The sequence below is a fragment of the Paenibacillus sp. Negev47 genome, assembly GCF_058313655.1.
In genome coordinates this window covers 4174142-4196292 of the sequence record NZ_CM177754.1, presented here as the reverse complement: position 1 = coordinate 4196292, position 22151 = coordinate 4174142, and the positions used below count along the sequence as shown (strand labels likewise).

Genomic DNA, 22151 nt, shown 5'->3' with positions numbered 1-22151 from the left:
AGGTTGTGATATGAAAGTCATAGTCATCTCCGACACACATTTCTCACGAAAATCAGGCAAGTTACCAACTAGGCTCCTTGATGTATTGCCGAGTGCCGATCTGATTCTTCATGCCGGTGACTGGTCGGATTGGAGTGTACATCCAATGCTTAGCGAGTATGCACCGGTTGAAGGAGTAGCTGGTAATACGGACCCGTCCGAAATCGCTGAAAAACTGGGGTACTCTCGTATTGTTGAGGTGGAGGGACTTCGTCTGGGTCTTGTGCATGGTCATCGAGGGTCAAAGGGTACAGAGCAAAATGCAATCCATACCTTTGCAGGCCAACAGGTAGATGCTGTGATCTATGGACATTCACACATTCCGGTAATGCACACGGTGGACAATATGCTGGTATTTAATCCTGGGTCACCGACAGATCGACGTTTTCAGAAGCAATATTCATTTGGAATCATGACGATCGAGCAAGGGAAGATACAGGCTGAACACGTGTTCTTTGACCGGGATTAGACAGTTGCGTACATGTTGCAGAATAGACCAGAACGAGAAGACATCTTTGAACAGAAGCGAATTCTGTTTCAGGGGTGTCTTTTTGGTTTTTGGTCATCTGATCCCTTGGGAGTTATCTCTGAATGGGGAATGTGCTCTGTTCGTTATCTGTCATTCACCTGTTGGCGTTTTCCCCTATGGTCACGTTCAGTGGAGTGATACAATGCCTTTACGACATGAATTGAATACGTTTACATAAGGAGATGGAACATAGATGAAATTATCTGTATTCACCGTAGCTACCCCAGATTTGAATGCAGAAGAGTTGGCATCAGCTGCAGCAGCAGCCGGGATCGATGGAATCGAGTGGCGTTTTCGCGGAATTCCTGAAGATGCGATATCCGAGGAACCTTCTTACTGGAGAAATAATCGATGCTCGGTAGATCCAAGTCGCTGGCAGGAACAGATTCCTGTATTCCGTGAAGCGGCGGTAAGCCAAGGTAGAAGATCCATTGCACTCGTACCGTATCTGAACTGTGGAGATCTGTCTGCTACAGAGCAGGCGTTTCAGGCTGCAGCAGGGTTAGGAGCTTCGATGATGCGTGTTGGTGTTCCCGGATATGATCGCAAGACCAGCTATCCTGAGTTGTATCGTAAAGCCGTTGATTATCTGAGTGAAGTACAGGATCTAGCCAAACAGTACAAGATCAAGGCCCTTGTAGAGACGCATCATCAGACGATTGCACCGACAGCTTCGCTGGCCTATCGACTGGTGCAATCGCTGGACCCGCAGCATGTTGGTGTATTGTACGATCCGGGCAACATGGTACATGAAGGATATGAGAATCATCGGATGGGACTTGAGTTATTGGGTCCTTATCTGGCTCATGTGCATGTGAAAAATGCCGGGTGGTTTGAAGCAGGAGCGAATGATTCGCAAAAGGCTAATGTGACTGAACATAGCAACGGAATGAGTCTGAATACACCCTGGAAATGTCACTGGACACCGTTGACTGAAGGCATGGTGGATTGGGTACAGATGTTCCGGGATCTGAGAGCCGTCGGATATGACGGATACTACGGAATTGAGGACTTCAGTGGTGCCTTGAAATCCAAGGCGATGTTACAGCATTTTGCAGATGTATTCACTGAAATTAAGCGTCGTGTGGAAGAGGGGGAGCAGGCATGAGTATTGTACGAGTAGCCGTGATTGGTATTGGAAATATGGGAGCATCCCATGCCAGAACATTGGTGGCCGGAGAGGTGCCTGGCGCAGAACTGGTCGCTGTATGTGATGTAAGAAGAGAGATGGAAAGCTGGGTATCCGCTCATCTTCCTCCTACGGTTACCTATTGGCAGGATGCAGAGCAGATGATGTCTTCGGGTACGATTGATGCAGTTATTATTGCAACGCCGCACTATGATCATCCGGAACAGGCCATTCAGGCTTTCCAGCATGGCTTGCATGTCATGATTGAGAAGCCAGCGGGCGTGTATACGAAACAGGTACGCAAGATGAATGAAGCGGCCGCAACTAGCGGCAAAGTCTTTTCTATGATGTACAACCAACGAACCAACCCACTCTACATTAAACTAAGAGACTTAATCGCTTCGGGAGAACTGGGCGAGGTACGGCGTACCAATTGGATTATTACGAACTGGTACCGATCTCAAAGTTACTATGATTCCGGCGGCTGGCGTGCGACATGGGCAGGGGAAGGTGGCGGTGTACTGATTAACCAGGACCCGCATCAACTGGATCTGTGGCAGTGGACCATTGGCATGATGCCGGTGCGAATGCGTGCTTTCTGTTCGTTTGGCAAGTATCGGAACATTGAAGTAGAAGATGATGTAACGGCTTATGTGGAGTATGAAAATGGTGCAACAGGCGTCTTTGTAACGACTACTGGCGAAGCACCGGGTACCAACCGATTCGAGGTCAACGGAGACCGAGGTAAAATCGTCATTGAAGATGGCAAACTTACTTTCTGGCGACTTCGGGAATCTGAGCCTGAATTCAATCAGCGGTTTACCGGGGGTTTTGGACAGCCAGAATGTTGGAAATGCGAGATTCCGATTACGGGTGTGGAGACGGGTCACCCTGGCCTAATTCGCAACTGGGTGGATGCAATTCGTACAGGCGCACCACTTATTGCTCCCGGTGAGGATGGTATACACGGATTAACATTGTCGAATGCGATGTTGCTGTCCACCTGGACGGATAACTGGGTGGATCTGCCGATCGACGAGGATCTGTTCTATGAGCATTTGCAAGAACGTATTGCTGGTTCAACAACGAAGAAAGACAAGGCATTCAGTGGCAGTCAACCTGCTGATTTGAGTCAGACGTTTAAATGAAGACAATTTGTTATATAAGTTGAACTAATCATGTACACGTAACGGAGAGGACAGGGAAAACCTGGAAAAGCGAAGCGTTCGCCTTTATCCCCGGATTTTCCCCTTTGGAAAAGGGAATCAAAAAATCTGGGGATAACAGCGATTGGAAGGTTATTCTGTCATCGTAGTGTCTGTGTAAATAATCTCTAGTTCAGCTTATATAGACGAGTTCATTGTAATCATAATTTTATAATAAGGATGGGATGACATGGCTAAAGACGGGATGTTTTATGCACCGAAAAGTGTCACAAAAGAGGTCGTATGTGCTCCGGGTGAGTTCACCATTGCTGCTGTTGCGCTGGATCACGGGCATATTTACGGCATGGTTGGAGGATTGTTGGATGCTGGAGCTACCCTCAAATGGGTATATGATCCGGACCCGGCGAAGGTAGAGGCATTTCGGAAGAAGTTCCCACAGGCTCAAGTCGCGGCATCGGAAGCGGAAGTGCTTGCAGATGATGAGGTGTTACTAGTGGCAAGTGCAGCAATCACTTCAGATCGTGCGCCGCTTGGCATGAGAGTTCTGGCCGCAGGCAAGGATTATTTTACAGACAAAGCACCGTTTACCACGCTGGAGCAATTAAAGCTTGCACGAGAAGAAGTGAAGCGAACGGGCAAAAAGTACATGGTGTATTACAGTGAACGACTGCATGTAGAAAGTGCGATCTATGCGGGGCAGCTCATCGAACAAGGGGCAATCGGCAAAGTAGTGCAAGTTATGGGTACAGGCCCGCATCGCTTAAATGCCGGAGGAAGACCCGACTGGTTCTTCAATCATGAGCAGTATGGAGGTATTCTCTGTGATATTGGGAGTCACCAGATAGAACAATTTCTGACGTTTGCATCATGTACGGACGCTGAGGTAGGGTTCAGTCGTGTGCATAACTTCAATCATCCCCAGTTCCCTGAGCTGGAGGACTTCGGCGAGGCCTCTCTGATTGGTGATAACGGAGCGTCCGGTTACTTCCGAGTGGATTGGTTTACACCAGACGGTCTGGGCACCTGGGGCGATGGACGTACGGTTATTCTGGGAACGGATGGTTATATCGAACTGCGGAAGTATATCGACATCGCAAGGGAACCTCAGGGGGATCAGGTGTACCTGGTCAATCATGAAGGGGAGTACCGCTACAATGTAAAAGGCAAAATTGGTTATCCTTTCTTTGGCCAACTCATTCGCGATTGTCTGGACCGGACCGAGACAGCCATGACGCAGGAGCATGCGTTCAAAGCGGCAGAACTCTGCCTGATTGCACAGCACAAAGCCATGAGCGAGCGAGTTGTCTGGAGTGGTGGAGCGAAGTAATGTTTTAGCTGAAGAGGGCAAAGGTTGATTGGTGAAGGATATCAGTAATTCTTTTATTGTTGAGTGAAGAAAGAGCAGCCCAAACGTTAAACTGCATCCACAGGTTAGTCTTTTCTAACGATGGAGCAGTTCACACTGGGGCTGCTTTTTTAAATATGTTCGTGACTTCGCAGATGGATTAATATGGGTTATATTATATGTAGTTCGGATATTGTTTGAAAAGAGAAGTATTTACGAAGTTCGTAGATATGATGTTATATGAAATCAGCGTAAATACATTGGAAAGGCAAAGTTTATATATGACAACAACCATTGGATTAATAAGGCATGGAATAACTGAATGGAACTCTCTCGGTAAGGCACAAGGTATTTCAAATATTCCATTAAATGAGGAAGGATTGGCACAGGCTAAAGCAACTGCTAAAAGAGTTTATAGTGAACAATGGGATTTTATTTACTCGAGTGACTTAATAAGGGCTTTGCAAACAGCTGAAGTTATTAGTAATGCATTAGGAATAAATTCGGTAACTGCTGATTACCGGTTAAGAGAAATTAACTGTGGTCAAATTGAAGGCACCACCGAAGAAGAGCGAATTATGAAATGGGGAACTGATTGGCGTTTGAAAAGTTTGGAAATGGAGCCTTTTGAGGAAGTTGCAAAACGTGGTATAGACTTTATTCGAGAAGTCAGTATTAAGTATCCGAATAAACGAATTCTAATAATTAGCCATGGAGCATTAATTGGACTGACACTACAACATTTATTTCCGAAGATCTTCACTAAAACAAATATAAAAAATACATCAATTACGATTATTAAACTGAATGAAAGAGAATGGGAGTGCGTTCTATTCAATTGTACAAAGCATCTCGAATAAAAGAAAGATATTGTTAAGTATCTCTAAGAAGACGATGACATCATATAACACCGCATTAACGAATCTGGCCGGCTGCGCTGTCCCTCGGTCCGCAAGAGGGATTTCGGTGGAGTAGATTCAGCGGACAACCCTGCACTACCTAACCGCATCGCGGCCGCCCCTTTGGGGCTTAAGGTAGTGAGGGTTCGTGAATACAATAACGTTATACGAAAAACTATTGAATAAATATAAGTATGGGAGAAGTCGATGAAATTTACTAAATTAGTAGAAGATTTAGAAATGATTATTGAATATAAAATCAGAGATGCTATGGGGGAAACAATTAGTGAATTGAATAAAAGGAATGTGTTAACAGCAGCATTTGCAAGTGATGATATTATTACTTCTGGATTCATGGAACTAAACAATCAGATTATTAGTAATATTGAGGAATTTAGTAAGTTAAAACTGCTAAAAAAAACAGAAATCATAGTACTAAAAAAGCAAATAAATATAATAATAGAAAATCAAAGTATATTGTTATTCGATGAAGCGAAAAAACTTACAAGTTTTGAACCAACTTACTTGAAATTAGAACATTATAAAAAAGAATCAAAGAGTATTATGAATATCCAGATTGAACGTTTACTAAGAGAAAAGAAGCAAAAAACTATTAGTTTTTGGTGGGATCTTTCGAAGATAGCACTTACAGCTATTGTTGCTGGATTTATTGGAGGATATATAAAAGACATTTTTTTTAAGTGAATTTAATGATGAAAAGTCCCTCGTATAACATCATATTCAAGCAGCGGCTCCGCTGGAGCCTGGGTCTGCTAGATGGATTTCGGAGAAGCATTTCAGCAGACAACCCTACGGGTTCATGAATACAGGAACGTTATCGGAAATCAGCAAAAAAAATTAAGGCGTATATGAAACCAAAATGGAAAAACATATACATAAAATAAATGAAAAATTGCAGACAGAGGAGAAATAACATGTTGGAGATCTTGGAAGTTCCATATGATGATAAAATTATCTTAAACAGTTTGATGCAGTTCTATAGATATGACTCAAGTGAATTTGATGGACATGAATTGACTAATCATGGAGTTTATCTTTACAAGTACCTAGATCATCAGTGGACAGATGAATATCGTAAGCCATTTTACTTAAAGATTAATGGAGAACTGGCTGGCTTTGTACTTGTTTTAACAGATGTCCCTAAAGAATATGTAAAAGCAAGTACAGCAACCCACACAAATGTAATTAGTGATTTTTTTATAATGCGCAAATTCAGAAATAAGGGATATGGAAAACAAGTAGCACGTTTTGTTTTCAATACCTATAAAGGGACGTGGGAAGTACGACAGACTCCACAAAATAGGGCAGCAAATTTTTTCTGGAACAAGGTAATTAACGAGTTAACAGATGGGAATTACGAAGAAGTTATATTAGACAATGAAAACTGGAATGGACCTGTTCAAGTATTTCAAATGAAAGAATAGATGCTAGATTATTCGTAGAAGATGCTGACATCATATCACATAATATTCACGCTGCGGATATTCGTCCTTGGTCCGGCATTCACCGGACACCCAGCATACGCTGGGTCGTGAATACGGAACGTTATACGACAGATCAAATGAAAAGAGAGAGTTTGGCTCTCAATTAGAAGTTATATTTAATTCATTATGTAATTGAAGAGCATCCTTAAAACCTTGCAAGTAGATTTCACGTTCTAGGATTGTTTGAACTGAGAGGTCTGCATCATCGTAAAGAAATAGAGTTTTATGCATATCCTGAGGTATAAGTTCATGTAACTGTTTGAAGTAAAGATTTCGATCAGATGAGAATTGATTATAGATGGTGTTGTTCTTGAGAAGATCGCTATATAAGGCTTCAATTCGATTACGAATCAACGAATCAAGTAAGACTTCTAAAGAATTGTACATAAATGATCACCGTCCGTTATATTTTATTTTACGAACAAAAATTTAACTTGTTGAATATTATTTTATCATAATGAAAATTGTAGTCAAGACATATCAAAGATATTTTTGATTAGGGAAATATATTTTCATATAATTAAAGAAAAATTTAATTCGGATATGAAGGAGTACCAGATGATAAGTTATAAACCATTTCAAAAATTATTGATTGACAGGGAGATTAAGAAACAAGATTTATTAAAAATGACGGGGATTTCATCGGCAACGATGGCAAAGCTCAACACGAATGAGTATGTATCTTTAGAAGTAATTGATAAATTATGTACGGCATTAGAATGCCAACCTGGAGATTTACTGGAGCATATAGCAGATTAATGATGGGATAATAATGTCCGGCTGGTTACTCAGAGATGAGAATCCGTCGTATAACAACATATTTAAGCTGCGGTTCCTGTCGGAGCCTTAGTCTGCAGATGAATTTCAAAGAGGAATTTCAGCAGACAACCCCTTTGGGGTTCATGAATCAGGAATGTATATATGAAACCGGTGTAAAACCATTATCAGATTAAGGAGATAACCCTATTATGATTTTGAAAGAACCTGAGAGTATTCTATATGAAATACTTGAAGATATAAAAACTACTTTCGGGATAAGTATATTTGATGCAGAACCGATATCTTTTGGCTCACTTTCGTTCACTTAAGGTGGTGGGACGTCGTGAACATGGAAACCTGTGCGAAGTCATTTTAGAAAGATGGGGATTAAATGTACAAATATAATTCAAGAAATTCATTAATCATTATCCTTCATGAAATATATGGAATAAACGATCATATAAAATCATTTAGTGACGTAATGATCAAAGAAGGATTTGATGTCCTAATTCCAAATCTATTACATCGAGAATTCTATTCTTATGACAAAGAAGATGAAGCGTATGCCTATTTCATGAACGAAGTTGGATTTACCAAATCATTAGGTGAAGTAGAACAAATAATAGATACAAATAGAACGAAGTTTGAACAGATTTATATTGTTGGATTTAGCATCGGAGCAACAATTGCATGGATGTGTAGTGAGTATGTGGTTGAAGGAATTATTGGATTTTATGGATCGAGAATTAGAAATTATGTAGAAATAGAATCAAGATGTCCAACCTTATTATTTTTTCCAGTGTGTGAGAAATCATTTAATGTACTTGAATTGGAAAACAAAATAAATAATAAGAAGAACGTTACTGTAGAAATTATTGAAGCTGAACATGGATTTATGAATCCATACTACAGAACCTATAACCGCAAAGAGTACATGGAATGTACAAATAAAAGCATAGAATTTTTTAAGCGAATCGAAGAAGGCACATTAATCAGATAACCACGTATTCACGCCTCGGGCGATTTGGCCCTCGGTCCGCCCGAGGCATTTCTAGGAAGTGATCTAGGCGGACAACCCTACGAACCTAACCCCGTCGAGGCTGGCCCTGGGCCTTAAGTTTCTCGGGTTCGTGAATACGAGAGACGTTATCTGAAACCGGCAGATTGAAGGGAGAAAACATGATACTTGGGTTGTATGAAGCACATTTACCAGTGAGCGACTTACATCAATCAATCGAATTTTATTCTAAATTAGGATTAGAGCTGGCCTGAAGAGATGAAGATACAGCTTTCTTCTGGATTGAAAAAGAAAAGAGTTGGGTGGGTCTATGGCAGGGCGAAGAGTATATCACTTCTTATCATCCATCATTAAGGCATATAGCATTTCGAGTTAGTTATGAAGATCTTAGGGACAGTGTGAAATGGCTTCAAACTATTGAAATAGAGCCTGTCCCATTTGGAAAAAGAGATTCAATCAATCCATTTGTCAGGCCTAATCAGGGGAATGCTTAATTAAATTATAAAGATTAGATAAACTATTAGTTAAGGACGGTGATTTCAATGAGTAGCTTGTTACTAACCTCTTGTGGTTTTTATACTGAAGATATTAAAAATCAATTTCTGGATTTTATTGATGGAGATATTTCTCAATTAAAAGTCTCAATTATTACAACAGCATCCCCTAGAAAAGAAACTAATAGATATGCACAAAGAGCAATGCAAGAGTTTAAGGACATGGGATTTCAGCATATCAATTTTGTAGATATTGAATTTGATGACCCGCAAATTCTCTTACATAGAGATGTTATATATATTAATGGTGGAAATCCATTTACACTATTGTATTACGCTAAAAAAAGTGGTGCTGATGAAATTATCAGAACACTGGCCGCACAGAATGTAATTATAGTCGGAGTAAGTGCAGGAACGTTATTACTGGGGCCGAATATTAACATTGTCGATTTCTTTACTCCTCAGATGAACACAATGAATTTAACGGATTTTAAGGCATTAGGTGTAACCGACAAGCTTATTTTTCCTCACTATGATCGAGAGGACATATTTAAAGATAGTACTAATAAAACAATTGAAGAGAGAATAGTAGAATTTGAATTCAATGAGAACTGTAAGGTGACAAGGCTTAAAGATGAAGAATATATCTCAATCTTAATGAACCAAGCACATTGAAAGTGTAAATTCATCGAAAGTAGCTCGAAGAAGCCCCTGAAATTTGCTAACACCGTATTCACGCTGCTGGGCTACGCCACTTGGTCTGCCAGTGGGATTTCGAGGAAGTAGTATCCAGCAGACAACTCCTGCGAGGCTAAGTCCGTCGGCCCCGGCAGCTTCGCTGCCTTAAGCCTCTCGGGTTCGTGAATACAACAACGTTAGCCGAAAGAAGTTCTTTATTTTAGGAGGAGTCTATATGATATTAGAAAAAGTTATAAATAGAATTGCAATACAAAGTGAATATAAGGATTTGGTTGATAAGTATATAGATCATATACTTAACGAATTTAAAGGTAAGATTCATAGCATTTATATGTGTGGCTCGATTCCAAAAGGAACAGCTAAACCTTTTAAGTCAGATGCAGACTTTACTATTGTATGTGTCAATCCCAAAGATATTGATTACGAAAGATTGTCAAATATCAAAGACAGGCTTTTGGAAGAATATCCAGTCGTAACTAAGATTGATACGACCATTTGCTCGATGGACGATGTATTAAGCAAACCGAATGAGTGGGGTTTTTGGGTTAAGGTCATTTGTGTTTGCATGTATGGTCATGACGTTGGTGAAGAAGTACCACCGATCATTATTTCTCCAGAGTTCATTTTAGACTTAAATACAGAGACCAAGGAGGAAGTAGATCGTATACATCGTTTACTTTCTAATGCTAGTGATCACACAATTAAAACTAGATATGTTAAAGGTTATTCTAAGAGATTAATTCGTGCATTATACTCTTTGGTTTTAATAGATACAGGTGTATGGCAAGATGACATGATTAAGATGAAGAATGCCATATTGGACTATTGCGATATTGACTCCGCTTTAGTTGATTATCTGTATGCTTGTTACTTGGATAGTAATGTACTTGTTGAAGAGTTTCTGGCAATTGCAGATGAAGTATATAGCTATTTTGAGAACGCCTTAAATACAATGGCTGCTTCCAGAACTTCCTTTGGCTAACAACACATGGACTTGTAATGACTTTGATGATGAATTATTTTGATTCAAGTTACGGTTTGAATTTTTTAGTTCAATTAAAGAAACCAGATATTTATAAATTACATTTTGAGAACTTTGAATTAAAAGACGTAATAAGACTGTGGAATGAATAGAGATATTGTCAGGGAAACGATAGCAACCGGACACATTTTTATATAATTACCGAGATATGGAAAGGAAGAAGCATATGAATATTAGAACAATCAATGCGAATGGAATAGAGATTGCCTACGTCACTAGTAATGACAAGTTAATCGTCGATGTTCAGTCGGCTTTAGATCTTCTGGCGACGGTCAGTTATCAAGCGAATAGTAATCGTATTATTATAAACAAGTCCGAAGTATGTGATGAATTCTTTGATTTGAAAACACGTCTTGCCGGAGAAGTCCTTCAAAAGTTCATTAACTACCAGACCAAGATTGCAATCATTGGTGATTTCTCGGGTTATTCAAGTAAGAGTCTCAAGGATTTTATATATGAAAGCAATAATGGAAAAGATATATTCTTCCTGCCCGATGAAGATCAGGCTATTGAGAAACTGAGCAAGGCTTAAGCAAATTTACTCGATATATTCTGAAAGCGTTCTTAAAATGATTTCGGATCATGAACGATTAAAACAAAGGGAGGTAAAGGGATGAGTTATAAAGCTATTCTCAAAGACCAGTTAAACGCCTGCTACCACGATAAGAGCTGGTTTATTCCGCTTCATGATATTTTAATAGACCTCAATGCTGTTGAGGCCGCTTATGTAAAGAATGAGGGGGAGCATTCCATTTGGGCGATCGTCAATCATCTTATTTTTTGGAATGAGAAGTGGCTCGAGAGATATAATGCCGAACAGATCTGCGGGCAGGATTCCACTAATAATGATGATACATTTCACGTAGATCCGTCTAAAATTAATGATTTGGAATGGAAAAAGGCATTACATAGACTGGAAACCGTCTTTAGTGATTGGAACAGGGCGCTCGAGGATAACGAAGAACACAAATTGGTCCAAGAAATCCCTTCCTATTTCAACGCGCCATGGTGGGGAGTTGTATCCAATCTATGTATTCATAACGCTTATCATATTGGCCAGATCATGCTGCTCAAAAAATCAATGAAACATCCGTAGCAACCGCAGTGATACTTTTATTAAACATAACCTCTGTAAAAGGAAGTGATGACGATGGAAAAAGGCGGAATTATTTTTTTGAACGGTGTAACCAGCTCTGGTAAAACTTCATAGTAGAAGCGATGCAAACGTATTAAATCGGAGATAAACATCTCCAAACGGATTACTGGAAGTATCTGAGTGAAGCCATCATCATGATGTATCACACGGCAAAGTTATTTTCCGATAGCGGGAAGCATGTTCTGATCGATGGCGTCGATTATGCTTTGGAATGGATGAATCGGACCGACGAGAACATATAGAGCAGTGAATCATTTCAAAAAAAGAAGGGGGAAATGCAATCATGACTAAAGAGATTGAACATTTGCTTCAAACTTTTGAAGAATGGGCGTTGTTTGTCAGAACGTTGACTCATCTCGAAGAGAAGATATGGAATTCAAGCATGGAAGAAGGGAAGTGGACGATAAAATCCATCGTCAGCCATATGATGTTATGGGATCGATATTTTTACAAGGAAGCGATTGAGAAGATTGCTCTGAAGCAGACAGTTACGTTGAAACATATGAATTTTGAAGAGTTTAATCGCAAAGCTATTGAGTACGGGAACCGCACAGAGACGTCCGAAATTGTAAATAAGGCTATCACATACCGCCATAAAATTATGAATGACATTCGAGGGTTATCAGAAGAGCAGCTTCATCAGACGTATTTGGACGCAGAGGGGAACGTATTTTATATTCCCCAATATCTTAAAGATTTTATATGGCATGACCAGCATCATATGGAACCGTTGAAGAAATATCTTGCCAACCTTGAAGCGTAAATGATTTAGCCGGCAGGGGGCGGTACGGAATGCAGCATGTGGCGTAATTTGAATATAATACGTATCCCAAACCAGGGAGGGATTGTAGTGAGTACTCATACGATTGAATTAACTCAAGAAAGTCTGATCGGTTCATTTACCAATGAGGTAACTCCCATTTTGAGCGTGAAATCTGGTGACTCCATTCGTTTTCAGACGCTGGATGCGGGCTGGGGAACGGGTGTGAGTTATACGGAACGCATGAATCCTTTTGATCGACAAGGTGAAAAAGATGGAGGTCATGCATTAATCGGTCCGATCTATATCGATGAGGCGAAGCAAGGGCAGACGTTGGAGATTGTTTTCAATGAGATCGTACCCGGGAGTTACGGGTTTACTTCCGCCGGCGGATATCCGAACTGGCAGAACCCAAAGTTACATCTAACAGAGGTTGAAGAACTGTCGCTGAATTGGACACTTGATCGCCAAACGATGAGTGGAACCTGTGAAATAAACGGAACATCCTTCACTGTATCTCTGGCGCCGTTCATGGGTGTAGTGGGCATGCCGCCAGAGTCGGGAGGAATTCATACGACCAGGTGTGCATGCTTTCCTTCCACATGATGCTATGCTTTTAGGTAATTTGAGGCCTGTTTTACGTCGTATTAGATGAACTTGGGGGTCGATAAAATGAAAGGCAGACCACAGATCGTTTTAGATATTGCAGGTGTATTGTTAAGCAATATGTCACTTACATGTTGGGACGATATGGCTCAGGAATATGATCTATCTACAGATGCATTAAAAGAGCATTTCAAAGGAATTAAAAGAGGGCTTTGGATGGGAAGCATGAAAGAAGAACAATTTTGGGAATGGTTAATGGGAATGTATCCTACAATCTCAACAAACAGAGCTAAGGAAATAATATTAAATGCAATAGTTCCGTTACCAGTTACTCAATATCTTGAACGATGGAGTGAGTCCGCCGATATCCATCTGCTCAGCAATCATTGTAAGGAATGGATAGAGCCGAATCTGAGCCGTTTAAGCTCATTTACCAAAAGTGTAACCATCTCTAATCAAGTGGGTTTATGCAAACCTGATATTGAGATATACAAACGGGTTGACTCCTTTTTGCCTGTTGGAGTAGAGGTTTTATTTATAGATGATCAAGAGAAAAATTTGAAATCTGCAAAAAATCTTGGGTGGGAGACATTACTTGCAGATGAACACTGTAATTGGATAAATGAAGTTGAGTCGAGGTTGTTCATTAATGAAAAACAAATATAATTCACAATTACGAACTACACACCGAACTGCTTAAGATGATGATCTAAATGTTTATAGATGCCTATACCCCATTGCTCAGGAGTTAATCTTCCGAAAAAAGGATGAGGGTGAGAAGAGCATTTTTCTGGACCACCACGTTGGAAAGTTGCAATCTTTTGTTTCAGTTTCTCTTTCTCTACCACAAACTCTCTGTTGTCTTCTATGATAATTGTTGGAATGGTCGACATATTGTGTGGTAATGGCTTTTCATTATAAAACATCGATTTGGCAAACCTTCCAACGAGCCTCCCCAGCAATCCTCTAGGTGGAAAAGCATTCCCCATGGGAATGTCTTGAAATGCTGAGCAGTGAGCCAGCATTTGAGCGACCTGCATGACTCCCCATTCAGGTTTGGAATTTGCATTGAGTTGATCAATGCGCTCCACGATTTCCGCAGTATGCGTTGTATTGAAGATACTTTTCATAAGAACACCCCAATCATCATTTTGGAAAACGAACATGATAATATGGGTATTTTAACTAATTTGAATCAATTTAACAATGGATAGATTTGTTGTTTCTCCAGTTAACCAATGAAAGTTTCAAACTAAGGCTTTGCTGTATGTTCTTTAGGAGTAGTGATTTACAGCGAGTTATGGCAAAAAAATAGAAAGGAGGAACGGCCCAAGTGATTTACGATATCTTATTACAAAAATTCAATAATATAAAAATAGTTAAACTTACAGGCGGCTATACCAACACCACACTTTTACTTGAAGGTTCCAATCCATTAGTCATTGCAAAAGTATATAGTAATAAAAATATAGATGCGAGGACAGAAGTTAGTTGTCTAACCTTTTTAGACAGTGCTGGAATGACTCCTCGAGTTCATGATTATTTTGAAGAAAACGAATTACTATTCGTCATCATGGATTACGTTCCTGGGCTTAATGGTCAATGGCTTCTAGAACAAGGGGACCTAGATCAACGGAGAACAATATTTGAGCGACTTGGAACATTTCTGGCCAGAGACGTACATTCTCTTAAGCGGGGTAACTATGAAGTGGATCTGCCGCTTATGAACCTGTTTGATCCCAAAGCTGATGAGTACGATCTTGTTCCTGACCATTTGAAGAAATCGGTCGAACATGTTCTTAGTGTATCGGGTACAGGAAAATCAACCTTAATTCATGGAGATTATGGGCCACATAATGTAATTATCTCAAATGATTCGATGCACATTATTGATTGGGAATGGGCAGCATGGGGCCATCCCTTGTATGATGTTGCATGGGTCATATGGTTTGTGAATCTTCATTATCCGCACTTCGCTAAGGAACTGACAGAAGTTTTCTTGAACGCGTATAAACCACATTCAGATGTTCCAATAACAAGCGATTTAATCAAGGCTTATTCAACATCCAAAGTGATACATATATTAAATCGAATCAAGTACGCAAATGCAGATGTAAAGGCGGAATGGCTACGGAGGTTGGAATGGACGCTACAGACTCGTTTTGTATAAAACGTGTTTAGTACAATGAATGTTGTTCGAAACTACATTCGTGAAATGAATTTAAGAAACAGAGCGTTGGATGAAGCTCATAATTATGATGATACAAGAGAACAGAAGTAGTATATGATATAACATAAAAAGGAAGGGGCAGATATACATGATTACATTTCAATATTTTGAACCAAAAGATTTTGATCAACTGATTGAATGGAGTGGGGACGAAGCGTTTCTGCTCCAGTGGGCCGGGCCTGGATTCCATTATCCACTTTCCAGGGAGCAACTATCGGATTATTTGCATGGTGCGAATGATAAGAACACTTCGAATAAGTTCATATATAAAGTGATGGATGAATTGACTCAGGAGATTGTGGGCCATATTGCTCTCGGCGGTATCGATCGATATAATCGTTCAGGGCGCATTGGTAAGGTGCTCGTTGGCAAGACATATCAGGGTAAAGGCTATGGGAAGCAAATGATCGATGAGGCACTTCGAATTGGATTTGAAGAGGAAGAATTGCATCGGATCAGTTTGGGCGTTTTTGATTTCAATGTCTCAGCCATCCGGTGTTATGAAAAAGCGGGCTTCGTGCGAGAAGGACTTACTCGCGATGCCAGAAGATATGAAGATACATTCTGGAATCTAATCGAGATGAGCATTTTAGAAGATGAATGGAAAAGAATAAATGCCACCTAATGCACCTAAGGAGCATAACCTTGTGAGTAGAAGCTTGATTCCATGGTTGTGCTCTTTTGTAACATTCAGATTGGTGGATAGGATTTCTTATTGATAGACTGATTATAAAAATTACTAGAAAGAATGAGAATTAGATATGAACCAGTTGGAAAAGTGCGGTGATACGATCTAGTAAAGGGAGTGATGAAATGATCATTATGATTAACGGAGCATTTGGTTCCGGAAAAACTTCGGCAGCAGAAGCGCTTCAGCCTTTCATTGCAAACAGTATGATCTATGATCCTGAAGAAATTGGTTATATGCTCAGAAAACTTCTCCCGGAGAATTGTAGAGAGGAGAGGGAACGGACAGATGATTTCCAAGATATCGAACTATGGAGAGTTCTAACGGTAAAGACGGCTAAAGAAGTAAAGCAGAAATACAACAAACACTTAATCATCCCCATGACCATCTATAAAGAAGAAAACTTTCATTACATCTATAACGGGCTGAAAGAGATCGATCAGGACATTCATCATTTTTGTCTAATGGCTACAGAGGAGACAATTTATCATCGTTTGGCTAAACGTGGAGATGAATTTGGAGGCTGGCAGTATCAACAAGCACCAAAGTGTATTGAGGCTTTCAAGGATGATAAATTTCAAACCCGCATTGTTACCGATCATCTGGAGACCCGTGAAATCATAGATATCATATGGAAGAAGATCCTATTCAAATAACTACCATTCGGTTTTAATAGGAGGGTTTTATGATGATGATTGTACATTATGATGTTGAGCCTAATAAAGAAGGGAGATTTTCGCTACCTCCTGATTTAGAGAAAATGCGGTGAGTTCGGATTTCTTAGATAGATGCTGGTATTGTTGAAGAAAATGAACAGAAGAGGATGGATGGTAATTTATGATAGTGACTTTTGAAGAGGTACCGAGCAGCACCTCCCTGAAATTAGAACTATTTATAACTACTATGTATTGAATACAACGATTTCGTTTCATACGGAAGAATTAGATCTTGATCAGATTAAAACCTCTGTCATGAACAAGGATACGCGTTATAAAACTTATATAATCCTTGAAAATAATCAAATGATGGGATAATCATTATTTGATAGAAAACTGGATATTGGAAGTTTCCAAAAATTATTGTGATGGATTGTTGGAGGGGTAACGATGTCTCGTATTTATGGAGAAAGAATTGTGTTAAGAGAATATCAGGATCCTGATTTGGAGTACATAAAACAATGGGTGAACGATCCGGAAATTACAGGGACTTTATCAGATAATTTTTTGTATCCTCATTCGAGTTATGAAACGGAAACCTTTTTCAGGACAATGGTTGAAGGCAAGTCTTCAAATAAAAGTTTTATTATCGGATTAAATGATTCGCTAGATTATATAGGTCAGATTGATCTGTACAAAATTGATTGGAAAAACCGCTTTGCATCTTTAGCAGTTGTAATAGGGAGAAAAGAATTTTTAGGTAAAGGTTATGGGAGTGAAGCAATCCTTGTACTACAGAAGTTTGTCTTCGAAGAGCTAAATTTAAATAGATTAGAACTTGAGGTGTACGAGTATAATGAGATTGCTTACAAGTGTTATTTAAAATGTGGCTTTAAAGAAGAAGGAAGATACAGAAAGAAGATATATAAAATGGGGAAATATTGGGATGGTGTTTGCATGAGTATCTTAAAAACTGAATATGAGCAGTCATAGTCTCAGGAGACATCTCATTAGCTTTATTCAGGCAAAAATCAAAAGATAATTGTACTAATATTTAGGCATAAGAAGGGTGAACAAATGAACAGAGGCATACATTTTAAGATTCCAAATACCTACGGTAGCTTTCTTGGGGAGATTTTAAAACCAATGGAAGTATCTAATTTTGATTGGATTATTCGTGAGGAGGAGTCATATTTCGTTGTTGGTGATACGTTAGGGGATAGTCTTTTTCCAGAAATGATTATTGGTATGAATCGAGAGGAATTACAAAAGCTTATTGATAACTACAAGTATTATTTAATATTTGCGAATTTAAAGGCATATCCCAAGGGCGCACAAATAACAGATGTAATCACCTATGAAGATTATATGATGAGTGACTGTCAGATGGTTCTTCTCGTAATTGATAGTATCTACGTCACGGTTTATTGTAAAGATCTAGAAAAAATTGAGGGATTATATGATCACATAAAAAGACAAAGGTTTCAATCTCTCGAATATATAACGGATGAGAATGATACGAGGACTAAACTGTCTGTCTGGTGATAAAGGTGCATGGGATTAACTGCTAAGGTTAGATAGACCCTCCCATGCTTTCGTAGTACAATTATGTAAGTAATTGGAATGCTTAAGTTTTATAGTAACTATATAGAGGAGCGGAATACATTGTCATTACATATGTTCTTAGGAATTGGCCTTGCTTTATCATTATTATTCCCCACAAATTCAGTTAATGCACCCTCGTCCGTTCAACTCATCCATTCTACCAATCATAGTAGTTATGCTTCTTATGAAAAGACCTTTACAATGGACCCTGATAACGGTGAAGATGCGCATCTGTGGATTGAAAATACCAGTAAGAGCAATCTTTATATGAAAATCACCGTGGGCAATAATACTCCGCTTGAAGTTCCGATTGATAAAGGAACTCAAAAAAAAGTGAATTTGGCTGTAGGGAGAACAACAGACTTCAAAGTTTATGTTTTCAGCAGTACAGGACATAAAGTTGATCTAACGATCAGTGCACGGCAATTTTGAATGAAAATTTTATTTGTGAATACGATTACATTGTATGAGGGAGGAATTTCACTTTGTCTGATTATTATTGGGATGACCAAATTGATTATCTGAAGAATACACGGTGGCTGTACTATAACGATGATTATCTTGAGTTTTTGGTTCAACGTGTATGGAAGGTTGAAAAGTCAGTAGATATTATCGACTATGGATGTGGATGTGGGAATACGATACCCTTGGACAATACGAAGAGATTGAAAAAAAGATAAAGTCAGATACAGAACACGTAAAGCGAGTTCAAGCGCGTTTTGATCAGATTGGAAGACATCGGTATAAAGAAGTATTTCGAGAAGACATTAGGCAGGCGTTTTTCACATCGACAGTTGATCGCGAACAAACGATTTTGAAGTGAAGTGAATGCATAAGGAGCTGAAGGAATGATGGAGACAGAAAGACTCATATTTCGGAAATATACTAAAAATGATTTTGATTTACTTTTTGAGATGACAAGTGAGCCGAATATGATGAAGTTTATAAGACATGGAGGACCCTGGACGAAGGAAGAAACCATGCAAAGTCTGGAAAAGTTCATCAACTGGAATAAAGATAATAAGGGGCTGTTCCTCGCATTCAATAAAGAGGATAACAAGTTAATTGGAACCTCTGGACTGATTCCTCAAACCATTGAAGGCGCTGATGAGCTTGAAGTTGGTTACTGGGTTGTCGAGCAATACTGGGGAATGGGTTACGGATACGAACAAGCAAAAGCATGGAAAGAATACGGCATAGATCACTTGAAACAGAGACGATTGATATCGTTAATTCAACATGGCAATGTGGGTTCTATGAAAGTCGCGCAAAAGAATGGCATGAAACACGAGAAGGATGTAGACATCATAGGGAAAAATGTAGCTGTATACTCGATGGAGGTAAAGTAGATATGACTTTATTTCCTGAACTAGAAACTAAAAGATTGCTGCTAAGAGAGATTAGACAGAGTGATTCCCAAGACATATTTCATATTTTTTCTTCAGATGAAGTTACAAAGTTTTACGATGTAGAAAGTTTTACGAATACTAAACAAGCAGAAGATCTCATACAAAGATGGAATGAACGATTCGAAAATGGTCAGGTTCTCCGCTGGGGGATTGCTTTGAAGTCGGACGGTAGAGTTATTGGAACATGCGGATTTCATGGTTGGATGAAACAACATCATAAAGCTGTGTTGGGATATGAGTTAGCACCGGAGTTTTGGCGGCAGGGTTACATGACCGAGGTCACTCAGAAAATCGTTGAATACGGATTTGAGAACCTTGAATTAAACAGGATTGAAGCCTTTGTGGAGCCAGAAAACGCGGGATCAAGAACGTTGCTTGAGAAAATTGGCTTCAGTGAAGAAGGCATATTGAAAGAAAATTATTATTGGAAAAATCGATTTGTTGATAATGTCATCTATGCATTTTTGAAGAAAGATAAGCTAACAGACTAATGAACAAAGACGACAGGGGCGCCAGGAGAGTGTATGAGAATTCGAATTATTGGATCTTGTGGAAGTGGGAAATCAACATTAGCCAAAGAATTATCTGATAAATATGGTATTCCTTCTTATGAATTAGACAATCTCATATGGGACAGAAGCGCCGAAAATCTGAGATATCCTGAACGTGTCAGGGATGACTCCATCCAATCTATCGTCAGTTCAGATGCCTGGATCATAGAAGGAGTGCAGTACAAAGATTGGACTTTAAAATCCATACAAGAAGCCGATTTGGTTTTTGTATTAAATCCAAATGTTTTCATCAGAGATTATCGAATTATAAAGAGATTTGTATTATCCAGATTGGGTTTGCGACCTTGGAATTACAAGCAGTCATTCAAGAACGTATGCAAGATGATTGTGAGGTGGAACCATCAATATAATATGGAAGCAGCCATAGATATGATTAACAAAAACAGAAAGATAGCAATGATCACTAAAAATAAAAAACAAGTTATTCAGTTAATTGAACATTATTTGGAAGTGGTTGTGAATGAGAGTGAAAAAGAACGTTATGGGTAATCAAGGATTACCGAAAGAGGAGATATAGTAGGAGTTATAAAAATTCAACCAGTTACACGAGAGAAGGCTTAAACATTGAATAGCATGAATCATGAAGATGAATTACAAATCGTATTTGATGATAATGAAGAAGACTATAAAAAAGTTTGTAATAACTTATATAACTATAATCTTAAAGAAACTAATGGGTTGTTAACTAAACCCGGAAAAACTATTAATTTGTTTTTGAGAGATAAGACAGGTGAGGCAGTCGGTGGGATTTTTTGTGCTACATATTGCGAGACATTATATATCGACAACTTTTGGATAGATGAAGAACACAGAAAGAAAGGGTATGGAAAATCTTTAATTATGCAAGCAGAAAGCATGGCTTCTGAATCAGGATGCAAGCTTTCACACACGAGTACATTTTCTTATCAATCTCCGGAATTCTATCAAAATATGGGCTATAACGTGTTTGGAATAATTGATAAATATCCTGATGGAATCATTCAATATTTTTTGAAGAAAGTATTGTAATATTGGGGGAATAACCTTATTGAAGCTTTAAATCACAGGTGATTAAGCATCTATTAACGATTTCCATTGGTATCAGGATACGCAAGGGATTGACGTCGGTGGTTTTGGTTTGCGAATGAAGATCGAAGATATGTTGAAGTTTGGGGTTTTATACGAACAGCATGGAGTGTGGCGGAAGAGAGCAATACATATTTGTTAACCAAAAACGAGGGTTGGTTGCGGTAATTACAACGATTATATCCGATGACAGCTTGCTACCACTTCAGTGGTTTGAAAATTATATATTGAAAGAATAGTTGTTTATGGGAGAGATAACATGAGCCACTGGTTTGATCTAGATGAAATTGATCCAGAGTTAATCAAATTTGCAGTTATGATGGCGAAATACAACAATAAATTCATCATCATCAAAAATAGGAAAAGAGGAGGTTGGGAGATCCCAGGAGGCAACAAAGAAATAGGGGAAACCATTCTACACACTGCGAGTCGAGAACTCTATGAAGAGACAGGCGCAGTGCGTTTTGAATTAACACCTTATGGAGTATATGAATGGAATGGGAGTTTTGGTATGGTCTTTTATGCTGAGGTTAAATTGCTGGAGAGCTTACCGGAGTCTGAAATTGATGAAATAAAGCTTGTGGATGTATTACCTGAAGGCATGAACTTCGGAGATATGTTTTACCATTTCTCGGACAGATGGGATGGACTTGAGAATCATGAGCTTGAGAAATACACCATCGAAGTAAATCATTCGAAGGAGTTACCTGTAATTAAAATAAGCTACAATAGCCGTTCCAATGGATATGTCAAAATTAATTGAAGAGAACAAGATTGAAA

General features: G+C 39.1%; 29 protein-coding genes and 4 pseudogenes. 31 read left to right on the top strand and 2 right to left on the bottom strand.

Annotated features, from left to right (window positions below; all coding sequences use genetic code 11):
* Positions 1 to 10: 10 nt before the first annotated feature.
* The 7 genes from AC4G47_RS18705 (at position 11) to AC4G47_RS18675 (ending at position 6552) form a co-directional block, all read left to right on the top strand.
* Positions 11 to 508, top strand: a complete 498-nt coding sequence (locus AC4G47_RS18705) for a metallophosphoesterase family protein (protein WP_458126464.1) — start codon at positions 11 to 13, stop codon at positions 506 to 508.
* A 253-nt stretch (positions 509 to 761) separates the two neighbouring features.
* On the top strand, positions 762 to 1676 hold the full coding sequence (locus AC4G47_RS18700; RefSeq protein WP_491102189.1) for a sugar phosphate isomerase/epimerase family protein: 915 nt from the start codon (positions 762 to 764) through the stop codon (positions 1674 to 1676).
* Positions 1673 to 2845 (top strand): Gfo/Idh/MocA family protein, encoded by a 1173-nt coding sequence (locus AC4G47_RS18695; RefSeq protein ID WP_491102188.1) that lies wholly within the window; start codon positions 1673 to 1675, stop codon positions 2843 to 2845. The genes AC4G47_RS18700 and AC4G47_RS18695 overlap by 4 nt, the downstream gene beginning before the upstream one ends.
* Positions 2846 to 3092: 247 nt before the next feature.
* Positions 3093 to 4190 carry a Gfo/Idh/MocA family protein gene (locus tag AC4G47_RS18690; protein ID WP_491102187.1) on the top strand — a complete coding sequence of 366 codons (1098 nt, stop codon included), beginning with the start codon at positions 3093 to 3095 and terminating at the stop codon, positions 4188 to 4190.
* Positions 4191 to 4438: 248 nt separating this feature from the next.
* Positions 4439 to 5068, top strand: coding sequence for a histidine phosphatase family protein (locus tag AC4G47_RS18685; RefSeq protein ID WP_491102186.1), 630 nt, complete (start codon positions 4439 to 4441; stop codon positions 5066 to 5068).
* Between the two features lie 246 nt (positions 5069 to 5314).
* Complete coding sequence (locus tag AC4G47_RS18680; protein ID WP_491102185.1) at positions 5315 to 5812, top strand: hypothetical protein; 498 nt, start codon at positions 5315 to 5317, stop codon at positions 5810 to 5812.
* Positions 5813 to 6042: 230 nt separating this feature from the next.
* Positions 6043 to 6552, top strand: a complete 510-nt coding sequence (locus AC4G47_RS18675) for a GNAT family N-acetyltransferase (protein ID WP_491102184.1) — start codon at positions 6043 to 6045, stop codon at positions 6550 to 6552.
* A 159-nt stretch (positions 6553 to 6711) separates the two neighbouring features.
* Here the strand turns inward: AC4G47_RS18675 and AC4G47_RS18670 are convergent, their stop codons facing one another.
* Positions 6712 to 6999, bottom strand: coding sequence for a hypothetical protein (locus tag AC4G47_RS18670; protein ID WP_491102183.1), 288 nt, complete (start codon positions 6997 to 6999; stop codon positions 6712 to 6714).
* A gap of 171 nt (positions 7000 to 7170) precedes the next feature.
* Here AC4G47_RS18670 and AC4G47_RS18665 point away from each other — a divergent pair, with 171 nt between their 5' ends.
* The 12 genes and pseudogenes from AC4G47_RS18665 (at position 7171) to AC4G47_RS18610 (ending at position 13812) form a co-directional block, all read left to right on the top strand.
* On the top strand, positions 7171 to 7371 hold the full coding sequence (locus tag AC4G47_RS18665; RefSeq protein WP_491102182.1) for a helix-turn-helix domain-containing protein: 201 nt from the start codon (positions 7171 to 7173) through the stop codon (positions 7369 to 7371).
* 391 nt (positions 7372 to 7762) lie between these two features.
* Positions 7763 to 8371, top strand: coding sequence for a dienelactone hydrolase family protein (locus tag AC4G47_RS18660; protein WP_491102181.1), 609 nt, complete (start codon positions 7763 to 7765; stop codon positions 8369 to 8371).
* A gap of 179 nt (positions 8372 to 8550) precedes the next feature.
* Positions 8551 to 8880 (top strand): annotated as a pseudogene (locus AC4G47_RS18655) (VOC family protein); the annotation flags it as partial.
* A gap of 51 nt (positions 8881 to 8931) precedes the next feature.
* A complete protein-coding gene (locus AC4G47_RS18650; protein ID WP_491102180.1) occupies positions 8932 to 9558 on the top strand; it encodes a Type 1 glutamine amidotransferase-like domain-containing protein in 627 nt (208 codons plus the stop codon).
* A gap of 238 nt (positions 9559 to 9796) precedes the next feature.
* On the top strand, positions 9797 to 10564 hold the full coding sequence (locus tag AC4G47_RS18645; RefSeq protein ID WP_491102179.1) for a nucleotidyltransferase domain-containing protein: 768 nt from the start codon (positions 9797 to 9799) through the stop codon (positions 10562 to 10564).
* Between the two features lie 2 nt (positions 10565 to 10566).
* Positions 10567 to 10716, top strand: a pseudogene (locus AC4G47_RS18640) (histidine phosphatase family protein); the annotation flags it as partial.
* A gap of 74 nt (positions 10717 to 10790) precedes the next feature.
* Entirely contained in the window at positions 10791 to 11156 is a 366-nt protein-coding gene (locus tag AC4G47_RS18635; protein ID WP_491102178.1) for a DUF4180 domain-containing protein, read from the top strand.
* 81 nt (positions 11157 to 11237) lie between these two features.
* Positions 11238 to 11720: a DinB family protein gene (locus AC4G47_RS18630; protein ID WP_491102177.1), complete on the top strand. Its 483-nt coding sequence runs from the start codon at positions 11238 to 11240 to the stop codon at positions 11718 to 11720.
* 54 nt (positions 11721 to 11774) lie between these two features.
* A pseudogene (locus tag AC4G47_RS18625) lies at positions 11775 to 11977 on the top strand (chemotaxis protein); the annotation flags it as partial.
* Between the two features lie 86 nt (positions 11978 to 12063).
* Entirely contained in the window at positions 12064 to 12543 is a 480-nt protein-coding gene (locus AC4G47_RS18620) for a DinB family protein (protein ID WP_491102176.1), read from the top strand.
* An 87-nt stretch (positions 12544 to 12630) separates the two neighbouring features.
* Positions 12631 to 13146: a hypothetical protein gene (locus AC4G47_RS18615; RefSeq protein ID WP_491102175.1), complete on the top strand. Its 516-nt coding sequence runs from the start codon at positions 12631 to 12633 to the stop codon at positions 13144 to 13146.
* 66 nt (positions 13147 to 13212) lie between these two features.
* Positions 13213 to 13812 carry an HAD-IA family hydrolase gene (locus tag AC4G47_RS18610; protein ID WP_491102174.1) on the top strand — a complete coding sequence of 200 codons (600 nt, stop codon included), beginning with the start codon at positions 13213 to 13215 and terminating at the stop codon, positions 13810 to 13812.
* A 14-nt stretch (positions 13813 to 13826) separates the two neighbouring features.
* Here AC4G47_RS18610 and AC4G47_RS18605 read toward each other — a convergent pair whose 3' ends face one another.
* Positions 13827 to 14276 carry a DUF1569 domain-containing protein gene (locus tag AC4G47_RS18605; RefSeq protein WP_491102173.1) on the bottom strand — a complete coding sequence of 150 codons (450 nt, stop codon included), beginning with the start codon at positions 14274 to 14276 and terminating at the stop codon, positions 13827 to 13829.
* Positions 14277 to 14479: 203 nt separating this feature from the next.
* Here AC4G47_RS18605 and AC4G47_RS18600 point away from each other — a divergent pair, with 203 nt between their 5' ends.
* The 12 genes and pseudogenes from AC4G47_RS18600 to AC4G47_RS18545 all read left to right on the top strand — a co-directional run bounded on the left by AC4G47_RS18600 (position 14480) and on the right by AC4G47_RS18545 (position 22134).
* Complete coding sequence (locus tag AC4G47_RS18600) at positions 14480 to 15316, top strand: phosphotransferase family protein (protein WP_491102172.1); 837 nt, start codon at positions 14480 to 14482, stop codon at positions 15314 to 15316.
* Positions 15317 to 15464: 148 nt separating this feature from the next.
* On the top strand, positions 15465 to 16001 hold the full coding sequence (locus tag AC4G47_RS18595) for a GNAT family N-acetyltransferase (RefSeq protein ID WP_491102171.1): 537 nt from the start codon (positions 15465 to 15467) through the stop codon (positions 15999 to 16001).
* Between the two features lie 188 nt (positions 16002 to 16189).
* Positions 16190 to 16720 (top strand): AAA family ATPase, encoded by a 531-nt coding sequence (locus AC4G47_RS18590; RefSeq protein WP_491102170.1) that lies wholly within the window; start codon positions 16190 to 16192, stop codon positions 16718 to 16720.
* Between the two features lie 450 nt (positions 16721 to 17170).
* Positions 17171 to 17713 (top strand): GNAT family N-acetyltransferase, encoded by a 543-nt coding sequence (locus AC4G47_RS18585; RefSeq protein WP_491102169.1) that lies wholly within the window; start codon positions 17171 to 17173, stop codon positions 17711 to 17713.
* A gap of 84 nt (positions 17714 to 17797) precedes the next feature.
* Positions 17798 to 18265, top strand: a complete 468-nt coding sequence (locus AC4G47_RS18580) for a DUF2691 family protein (protein WP_491102168.1) — start codon at positions 17798 to 17800, stop codon at positions 18263 to 18265.
* A 120-nt stretch (positions 18266 to 18385) separates the two neighbouring features.
* Positions 18386 to 18757, top strand: coding sequence for a hypothetical protein (locus tag AC4G47_RS18575; RefSeq protein WP_491102167.1), 372 nt, complete (start codon positions 18386 to 18388; stop codon positions 18755 to 18757).
* Between the two features lie 53 nt (positions 18758 to 18810).
* A pseudogene (locus tag AC4G47_RS18570) lies at positions 18811 to 18960 on the top strand (methyltransferase); the annotation flags it as partial.
* Positions 18961 to 19173: 213 nt separating this feature from the next.
* Positions 19174 to 19674: a GNAT family N-acetyltransferase gene (locus tag AC4G47_RS18565; RefSeq protein ID WP_491102166.1), complete on the top strand. Its 501-nt coding sequence runs from the start codon at positions 19174 to 19176 to the stop codon at positions 19672 to 19674.
* A 2-nt stretch (positions 19675 to 19676) separates the two neighbouring features.
* Positions 19677 to 20225: a GNAT family N-acetyltransferase gene (locus tag AC4G47_RS18560; protein ID WP_491102165.1), complete on the top strand. Its 549-nt coding sequence runs from the start codon at positions 19677 to 19679 to the stop codon at positions 20223 to 20225.
* Positions 20226 to 20258: 33 nt separating this feature from the next.
* The gene (locus AC4G47_RS18555; protein ID WP_491102164.1) at positions 20259 to 20795 is read left to right on the top strand and encodes a P-loop NTPase family protein; all 537 of its coding nucleotides are present in this window, start codon (positions 20259 to 20261) and stop codon (positions 20793 to 20795) included.
* A gap of 84 nt (positions 20796 to 20879) precedes the next feature.
* Complete coding sequence (locus AC4G47_RS18550) at positions 20880 to 21314, top strand: GNAT family N-acetyltransferase (protein ID WP_491106739.1); 435 nt, start codon at positions 20880 to 20882, stop codon at positions 21312 to 21314.
* A gap of 316 nt (positions 21315 to 21630) precedes the next feature.
* Positions 21631 to 22134, top strand: a complete 504-nt coding sequence (locus tag AC4G47_RS18545; RefSeq protein WP_491102163.1) for an NUDIX hydrolase — start codon at positions 21631 to 21633, stop codon at positions 22132 to 22134.
* Positions 22135 to 22151 lie beyond the last annotated feature (17 nt).